Raw genomic sequence first — 303 nt, forward strand, 5'->3', positions numbered from 1 at the left:
GTTCCAGGATCGCACCGGTGGCACCGAGGCCAATTCGGTGTATGTCGACAACAAGATCGACGTCGGCAACTGGACCATCACCCCGGGCATTCGCTTCGAACACATCAGCACCGATTGGCATGATCGCGCTGTCCTCGACACTGCTGGCCGGCCGGTCCCGGAGAAAAACCGCAGCATCGAAAGCAACGAACCGCTGCCGGCGCTGAGCGTGATGTATCACCTGTCCGATGCCTGGAAGCTGTTCGCCAACTACGAAACTTCGTTTGGCAGTCTGCAGTATTTCCAGCTTGGCCAGGGCGGTTC

1 protein-coding gene is annotated in these 303 nt (G+C 59.1%); it reads left to right on the top strand.

The window, feature by feature from the left end:
- Positions 1–303: TonB-dependent receptor domain-containing protein (locus AAEY83_RS13805; protein WP_351059678.1), on the top strand; the 303-nt coding region annotated here is incomplete at both ends.

It is taken from the genome of Psychrobacter sp. TB20-MNA-CIBAN-0197 (assembly GCF_040309765.1).
Taxonomy (GTDB): Bacteria; Pseudomonadota; Gammaproteobacteria; order Pseudomonadales; family Moraxellaceae; genus Psychrobacter; species Psychrobacter submarinus.